Below are 7579 nucleotides of genomic sequence, written 5' to 3'. Positions count from 1 at the left end.
CGCCCGCGCCCGCCGCGGCCCGGCACCGCGCGGTGCGGGCTGACACACCGGCTGCCGCCGGCGGACCACACGATGACAAGGGACGTGACGCCGCCGATGAGCGACCAGCCCCCGATGCGCGCCGACGACCCGGGCTTCGGCGAGATCCGCGCGCAGACGCTCGGCGTGCGCCTGGCCGAGGCCGGCTGGGAGCGTGATGCCGCCCAGGCGCTGCGCTACCGCGTGTTCTACGACGAGATGGGCGCTCATCCGACGCCGGCGATGGCGGCCACGCGACGGGATTTCGACACCTTCGACGAGGCGGCCGATCATCTGCTGGTGCTCGACCATGCCCGCGGCCAGGGGCCGGAGACCATCGTCGGCACCTATCGCCTGATGCGGCGCGCGGCGGCGGCACGTGTCGGCCGCTTCTACTCGGCGGCGGAGTACGACATCGCCCCGCTGCTCGGCTTCGACGGCCAGGTGCTGGAGCTCGGTCGGTCCTGCGTCGATGCGGCCTATCGCACGCGCGGCACGCTGCAGCTGCTCTGGCGCGGCATCGCTGCCTACGTGTTCAAGCACCGGATCGACCTGATGTTCGGCTGCGCCTCGCTGCCGGGAACCGACCCCGACGCGCTGGCGGCCCCCCTCTCCTATCTCTGGCACAACCACCTTGCACCGCCCGCGCTGCGCCCGCGCGCGCTGCCGGGGCTGCATGTGCCGATGAACAGGATGGCGCCGGAGGCGATCAACGCGCGCGCGGCGCTGGGCGAGCTGCCGCCGCTGATCAAGGGCTATCTCCGCCTCGGCGGCTTCGTCGGCGACGGCGCGGTGATCGATGCGCAGTTCAACACGACGGATGTGTGCATCGTGGTGAAGACCGACCTCGTGACCGACAAGTACTACCGCCACTACGAGCGGCGCGAACGCGACGCGGTCGACGCCGAGGGGCGGGCTGCGGCGGAGCCGGCTTAGCGCCCATACGCGGCAGGCGCCTTGGTCTTGCCTAGGGCTGTCCCGGCTCGCTGCCTGCGGTGCAATGGCGAAGGTACCGTTCCTCGACGATGAACGTAGACCCATCGCCGATCTCGACCTCGCAGACCCGCCCATGCGGAAACGCCGCGAGGAACTCGCCGGTTCTGTCCGCCTCGATGATGCCAACGATCTCGCCGACACTGCCCGGCAGCTGAGCGGCAGGCGCGGCGGCATCGACCTCCACGGCGTCCCCGTAGTCGAACGGGATGCCCGCGCCGCTCAATGCCGCTCTCGCGTCGCGGCGAAGGCGAGGGCCGGCCAATCCTCCATCGCACGGTTCAGCTGCCAGCGGGACGGCGCGAGGAACACCGGCGCGCCGTCACGGTCCTCGGCCACCGCGGCCTTGTGACGCTCGACGAATTTCGCGAGCTCGCCCTTCTCGCCCGACACCCAGCGCGCCACCTCGGCCATGCCGGGCTCGAGCAGCACGGCCACGCCATACTCGGCCTGCATCCGGCTTTTCAGCACGTCGAGCTGAAGCTCGCCCACCACGCCGACGAACCAGTCGGAGCCGAGCTTGGGGCGCAGCACCTGCACCACGCCCTCCTCGGCCAGGTCCTCCAGCCCTTTCCGCATCTGCTTCGCCCGCATCGGGTCAGCGAGAACGACGCGGCGAAGGATCTCGGGCGCGAAATCGGGCAGCCCGGTGAAGCGGATCTGCGCGCCCTCGGTCAGCGTGTCGCCCACCCTCAGCGTGCCGTGGTTCGGGATGCCGATGATGTCGCCCGGGAACGCCTCCTCGGCCAGCTCGCGGTTCTGCGCGAAGAAGAACATCGGGTTCTGCACCGCGAGCGACTTGCCCGTGCGCGTGATCGACAGCCGCATGCCGCGGCGGAACCGGCCGGAGCAGAGGCGCAGGAAGGCGATGCGGTCACGGTGGTTCGGGTCCATGTTCGCCTGCACCTTGAACACGAACCCCGTCGCCTCGGGCTCCTCGGGCGCCACCGCATGCGGCTCCGCCGGCTGGGCGCGCGGCGGGGGCGCGAGGGCGGTGAGGCCCGCGAGAAGCTCCGGCACGCCGAAATCGCGCAAGGCCGATCCGAAATAGACGGGCGTCAGGTGCCCCTCGCGATAGGCCGCGAGATCGGGCGCGGGGCAGGCGGCGGCGACGAGGTCCATCTGTTCGGCGAGTTCGGCCAGCACGTCCTCGCGCAGGCTGGCGGTGACGGCAGGGTCATTGACGCCGGAGGCAGCGATCGCCCGCGCATAGCCCGCCGTGCCGTCGGCGCCGGGCAGCAGCAGGCGATTGTTGCGGATGTCCCAGACGCCGCGGAACTGCTGCCCCATGCCGACCGGCCAGGTCATCGGCGCGGTGTCGAGTGCGAGCGTCGAGGCGATCTCGTCCATCAGCGCGAAGGGGTCGCGCCCCTCGCGGTCGATCTTGTTGATGAAGGTGATGATCGGGATGTCGCGCAGCCGGCACACCTCGAACAGCTTGCGCGTCTGCGTCTCGATGCCCTTGGCGGCGTCGATCACCATCACGGCGGAATCGACGGCCGTCAGCGTGCGGTAGGTGTCCTCGGAGAAGTCCTGGTGGCCGGGCGTGTCGAGCAGGTTGAAGGTGATGCCCTCGCGCTCGAAGGTCATGACCGAGGAGGTGACGGAGATGCCGCGCTTCTGCTCGATCTCCATCCAGTCCGACCGCGCGCGGCGGCGTTCGCCGCGGGCCTTCACCTCGCCCGCGAGCCGGATGGCGCCGCCGGCGAGCAGCAGCCGCTCGGTGAGCGTGGTTTTCCCCGCATCGGGGTGGGCGATGATGGCGAAGGTCCGCCGCGCCAGCGCCTCGGCGGCGTGGGGGGGCACGTTGGTGAGCGTGTCGGTCATGGCGTGGGAGTGACGGCGCGCGGGGGCGGCGTCAAGCGGAAGCGGTGCGGGGCAGGATCAGCGGAACGCCAAGGGCCGACGCTGCCCTGGCCATCGCCGCGTCGAGGGTGGCAAGCGGCACCGCTCGCCGGAAGGCAAGCTCGAGGTAGCTGGCGTCGTAGAGCGTGAGGCGGTGGCGCTCTGCAATCCCGAGAATGCTGCTCCAGGCGCGGTCGGTGGTTTCGGGGTCGACGGCGATGTCCATCGCCGCAAACGCATTGAGCATCACGCCACGCGTAGCCTCGCTCATCCTTCCCCGCCGCATGCCGACCATGAGCCCGTTGGCGACTTCGAGACGCCAGATCGACGGAACGAGAGCGCCCTCGGCAGCGGCGCGACGCATCACGGCCGTGACCTCGTCCGTCCCTTCGTCCTCGAAGCACCAGGCCAGGGCGGTGGAACCGTCGAGCACGAAGGTCAACGGCGACCTTCCTCGATCAGGTCCTTGATCTTGAGGCCGCCAAGCGTGACGCCCTTGCGCGCCTCGATGATCCGCTCGACCGCGGCGAGCGCCTTTGTGCGGTCAGGCGCGCCCTCGGGCCGCACCAGTCGTGCGACAGGCTTGCCATGGCGCGTGATCAGCACCTCCTCGCCCTTCTCCACGAGGTCGAGCAGGGCGGACAGCGTGTTCTTGGCCTCGAAGGCCCCCACTTCCTTCATGACGCGCTCCATCTGGCTTGAGCTAGCTTAACACAACTCGGCCGCGCCCGCCCACTTGCCCCATCCCCCCCGATCCGCCATGTGCACGCCATGGCCCCCAAGCGCCTTGCCGTCAGGAAATTCCGCACCTCCATCGTCCGCCCCCCGGCGGGAACCGACTGGCGCGAGCGGATGGCGGAGGCTGAACGGCAGATGGCCAAGGATTTCGCCGAAGCCCGCTCGTTCTCACAATGGCGGCAGGTGAGGGCGACACGGCGCATCCTGCTCATCCTGCTGTGGACGATCGCGTGCATCCCCGTCCAGGCACTCGCCATCTGGAGCATGCGGTTCCTCGGCCGCCGCCCGGCGGTGGCGATCGCGCGCGCCTATCACGCTGTTTTGTGCCGCATCGGCGGCATCCGCGTCACGCGGACGGGCGAACCGGCCGCGACCAACCCGACGCGGCCTGTCGTGTTCATCGCCAACCACTCCTCCTGGGCCGATATCCTCGTGCTCGGCAGCACGCTCGAGGCCTGCTTCGTCTCGAAGGCGGAGGTCGGCACCTGGCCTCTCATCCGCACCGTCGCAAAGCTGGGCCGCACCATCTTCGTCTCACGCCGGCGCACCGAGACGGGGCGTGAGCGTGACGCGCTCGCCTCCCGCCTCGCGACCGGCGACAGCATCATCCTGTTCCCCGAAGGCACGACGAGCGATGGCGGCCGCGTGCTGCCCTTCCGCTCGGCCCTGCTCGGCATGGTCGAGACGGGCGGGGTGCGCGGCGAGGGGCCGATCATCCAGCCCGTGTCGCTGGTGTTCGACAAGCTCGACGGGCTTCCCGTCGGCTACATGAACCGGGCGCATTTCGCCTGGTACGGCGACATGGCGATCGCCGGACATGCGTGGCAGGTGCTCTCCCGCCGCTCCTCGGGTGCCACCGTGCTGCTCCACCCCCCGCTGGAGCCTGCGGATTTCCCCTCCCGCAAGGCTCTGACGGATGCGGCCTACGCGACCGTCGATGCCGGCGCGGCGGCGCTGCGCCAGGGGCGGCCCCTGCCCGCTCCACCCGCGCAGCCCCCGTCCCCAATTCTTCATCGGCCCGGCGGGGCGCAGGAGCCCCGCGCCGCTTGACACGGAACGCTGCGCTATGGCGTGACTGTCAGCAACGAAAGGAGAGGTCCGCGCCGTTGAGAGAGCCCGTCCGCAAGGACGCTTCATCCCAGAGCCCCGATCGGTGCGCCGCCAAGCGCCATCCGCGGGACGAGCGCGACCCCCCGAGCCCCCACATCCCCAGCGCATGACAGACACCCCCGCCCCAACGAAGCACCTGCATGTGCGCACCTGGGGCTGCCAGATGAACGTGTATGACAGCGCGCGGATGGCCGACGTGCTGGCCCCGCTCGGCTACGCGGGCACCGGGCAGGTCGAGGGTGCGGACATGGTGGTGCTCAACACCTGCCATATCCGCGAGAAGGCGTCGGAGAAGGTGTTCTCCGAACTCGGCCGGCTGCGGCTGCTGAAGCAGGCGCGGGCGGCGGAAGGGCGGCGGATGATCATCGCCGTCGCCGGCTGCGTGGCGCAGGCTGAGGGGGCCGCCATCCTCGAACGCGCGCCCTATGTCGACATCGTTCTCGGCCCACAGGCGACGCACCGCCTGCCCGCGCTCGTCCGCCGCGCGGAAGCCGGTGAGCGCGCGCTGCTCGACACCGAGTTCCCGCCCGAGGACAAGTTCGACGAGCTGCCCGAGGCGACTATTCCCCAGGGTTTGACAGCCTTCCTGACGGTGCAGGAAGGCTGCGACAAGTTCTGCTCGTTCTGCGTCGTTCCCTACACGCGCGGGGCGGAATACTCGCGCCCGGCAGCGTCGGTGATCGCCGAGGCACGGCGGCTCGTGGCCCAGGGCGCGCGCGAGATCACGCTGCTCGGCCAGAACGTGAACGCCTATCACGGCGACGGACCTGACGGCGCGACCTGGCGGCTCTCGCGGCTGATCCGCGCGCTCGCCGGGATCGATGGCCTCGCGCGCATCCGCTACACCACGAGCCACCCGCGCGACTTCATGGCAGAGCATGACGGCGACGTTGAATTGATCGCCGTGCATCGCGAGATCCCCGCGCTGATGCCCTTCCTGCACCTGCCGGTGCAGAGCGGGTCGGATGCGATGCTGAAGGCGATGAACCGCCGCCACACGGTCGCCGACTACCTCCGCGTGATCGATGCGTTGCGCGAGGCGCAGCCCGATCTCGCGCTCAGCTCCGACTTCATCGTCGGCCACCCGGGCGAGACCGAGGCCGATTTCGCGGCGACCATGGAGCTGATCCGCCGCGTCACGTTTGCGTCTGCCTTCAGCTTCAACTACAGCGCCCGGCCCGGAACGCCTGCGGCGGAGCTTGAAGTGCGCGCTTCGCGCGGCCACGTGGCCGGCGCGGGCGACCTCACCGTCCCCGAAGCGGTGAAGACCCGCCGGCTTCTCGAACTCCAGGCCCTGCTGCGGGACCAGCAGGCAGCCTTCAACGCGTCCCTCGTCGGCCGCGTTGTTCCCGTGCTCGTGCTCGAGCCGGGCCGCCACCCAGGGCAGATGGCAGGGCGCAGCCCCTGGCTTCAGCCCGTGCATGCGATGCTTCCACCAACCCTGGCTGGAGAGATCGTTCCCTTGCGCATCATCGAAGCCCACACGAACAGCCTCGCCGCGGAACCCGTTCACGCCGCGCCGGCAGCATCGACGCAGTCGATGCGCGAGGCGCCGCTTCTTCACCCCGCGCCGGCAGCATCGACGCAGCCCATGCGCGAGGCGCCACCAGATGCGCCGATGCGCGGGGCGCCGCTGCTTCAAGATTCTGCGGCATGAACCACGTCACATCCGCGGCCGGGAGCACGGCCGACCAGCACGTGACGCTCCACCTCACCTTCGACGACAACGCGCTGCTGCCGCTGCTGTTCGGCGAGCATGACAGGCACCTCGCCCGCATCGAACATCGCCTCGGCGTGAAGCTGTCGAGCCGCGGCAACCGACTGGCCGTCGCAGGGCCTGGGCGCCAGGCGCAGGCCGCACGCCTGGCGATCGAGGCGCTCTACGGGCGGCTCAAGCGCGGCGAGGTCGTCGGCGGGCCTGACGTGGACGCCGCCGTCCGCATGACCACCCACGCGGCCGACCAGGCCGGTGAACCACTCGGCGAGGAGCCGCGCCTGCCGCTATCCGACATCCCCTCGATCCGCACGCGCAAAAGCACCATCGGCGCGCGCACGCCGGCACAGGCCGGCTACATGGAGGCGCTCGCCGCGCACGACCTCGTCATCGCACTTGGGCCAGCGGGCACGGGGAAAACCTACATCGCGGTGGCCCAGGCGGTCGCGATGCTGGCCACGGGGCGTGTCGAGCGCATCGTTCTGTCCCGGCCCGCCGTGGAGGCGGGCGAGCGGCTCGGCTTCCTGCCGGGTGACCTGCGCGAGAAGGTCGATCCCTATCTCCGCCCGCTCTATGACGCGCTGCATGACATGCTGCCGGCCGAGCAGGTGGCCCGCCGCATCGCCAATGGCGAGATCGAGGTCGCCCCGCTCGCCTTCATGCGCGGGCGCACCCTCGCGCATTGCTACGTCATCCTCGACGAGGCGCAGAACACCACGCCGGTGCAGATGAAGATGGTGCTCACCAGGCTCGGCGAAGGTGCCCGCATGGTCGTCACCGGCGACCTCACGCAGGTCGACCTTCCCACCGGCACGCGGTCGGGCCTCGCCGATGCGCTCGATACGCTCGAGGGTGTGTCGGGCATCGGTGTCGTTCGCTTCTCGGAACAGGATGTCGTGCGCCACCCGCTCGTGCAGCGCATCGTCGAGGCTTATGGCCGCCGCGCGGTGGCGGAACGCGAAACGCGCAAGCGCGCGCCATCGGCCGTGCCGGCCCCCCAGCAAGGCAGCGATGGACCCGGGAAGTAGTCTCGGCCCCGGCCGCGCTGTCCCAGGGGGAGGACCCGGGGGAGGGCAGCGTGGACCGGGGCTCATGCTCACACTGGCCGAACCGCGCTGGCGTGGCGCCGTCCGCGGGGTCGAGGCGCGCGCGCGTCGTGCC

The 7579-nt window shown here is 70.6% G+C and carries 8 protein-coding genes; 4 read left to right on the top strand and 4 right to left on the bottom strand.

The annotated features are described in order from the left end of the window. The first annotated feature begins 96 nt into the window (after window positions 1-96). On the top strand, window positions 97-954 hold the full coding sequence (locus Q0C38_RS22820; protein WP_408870063.1) for a GNAT family N-acetyltransferase: 858 nt from the start codon (window positions 97-99) through the stop codon (window positions 952-954). A gap of 31 nt (window positions 955-985) precedes the next feature. Here the strand turns inward: Q0C38_RS22820 and Q0C38_RS22815 are convergent, their stop codons facing one another. Genes Q0C38_RS22815 through Q0C38_RS22800 form a run of 4 tightly spaced genes read right to left on the bottom strand, consistent with a single transcriptional unit; the run spans window position 986 to window position 3537 of the window. Beyond that, complete coding sequence (locus Q0C38_RS22815; protein ID WP_291299439.1) at window positions 986-1237, bottom strand: hypothetical protein; 252 nt, start codon at window positions 1235-1237, stop codon at window positions 986-988. Further along, a complete protein-coding gene (locus Q0C38_RS22810) occupies window positions 1234-2838 on the bottom strand; it encodes a peptide chain release factor 3 (protein WP_291299438.1) in 1605 nt (534 codons plus the stop codon). Before Q0C38_RS22810 ends, Q0C38_RS22815 begins: the two co-directional genes overlap by 4 nt. Window positions 2839-2869: 31 nt before the next feature. After that, window positions 2870-3289: a type II toxin-antitoxin system VapC family toxin gene (locus tag Q0C38_RS22805; protein ID WP_291299440.1), complete on the bottom strand. Its 420-nt coding sequence runs from the start codon at window positions 3287-3289 to the stop codon at window positions 2870-2872. A 5-nt stretch (window positions 3290-3294) separates the two neighbouring features. Beyond that, window positions 3295-3537 (bottom strand): type II toxin-antitoxin system Phd/YefM family antitoxin, encoded by a 243-nt coding sequence (locus tag Q0C38_RS22800; protein ID WP_291299437.1) that lies wholly within the window; start codon window positions 3535-3537, stop codon window positions 3295-3297. Between the two features lie 90 nt (window positions 3538-3627). On the opposite strand from Q0C38_RS22800, the gene Q0C38_RS22795 reads away from it, so the two are divergent. From Q0C38_RS22795 to Q0C38_RS22785, 3 genes are all read left to right on the top strand, one after another. Next, entirely contained in the window at window positions 3628-4644 is a 1017-nt protein-coding gene (locus Q0C38_RS22795) for a 1-acyl-sn-glycerol-3-phosphate acyltransferase (protein WP_291299436.1), read from the top strand. A 166-nt stretch (window positions 4645-4810) separates the two neighbouring features. Then, window positions 4811-6361 carry a tRNA (N6-isopentenyl adenosine(37)-C2)-methylthiotransferase MiaB gene (miaB, locus tag Q0C38_RS22790; RefSeq protein WP_291299435.1) on the top strand — a complete coding sequence of 517 codons (1551 nt, stop codon included), beginning with the start codon at window positions 4811-4813 and terminating at the stop codon, window positions 6359-6361. After that, complete coding sequence (locus Q0C38_RS22785) at window positions 6358-7446, top strand: PhoH family protein (RefSeq protein ID WP_291299434.1); 1089 nt, start codon at window positions 6358-6360, stop codon at window positions 7444-7446. The genes miaB and Q0C38_RS22785 overlap by 4 nt, the downstream gene beginning before the upstream one ends. Window positions 7447-7579 lie beyond the last annotated feature (133 nt).

The organism is Elioraea sp., assembly GCF_022842375.1.
Classification (GTDB): domain Bacteria; phylum Pseudomonadota; class Alphaproteobacteria; order Acetobacterales; family Acetobacteraceae; genus Elioraea_A.
The sequence above is the reverse complement of the archived record's forward strand: the minus strand, read 5'-3'. Positions and strand labels throughout refer to the sequence as shown.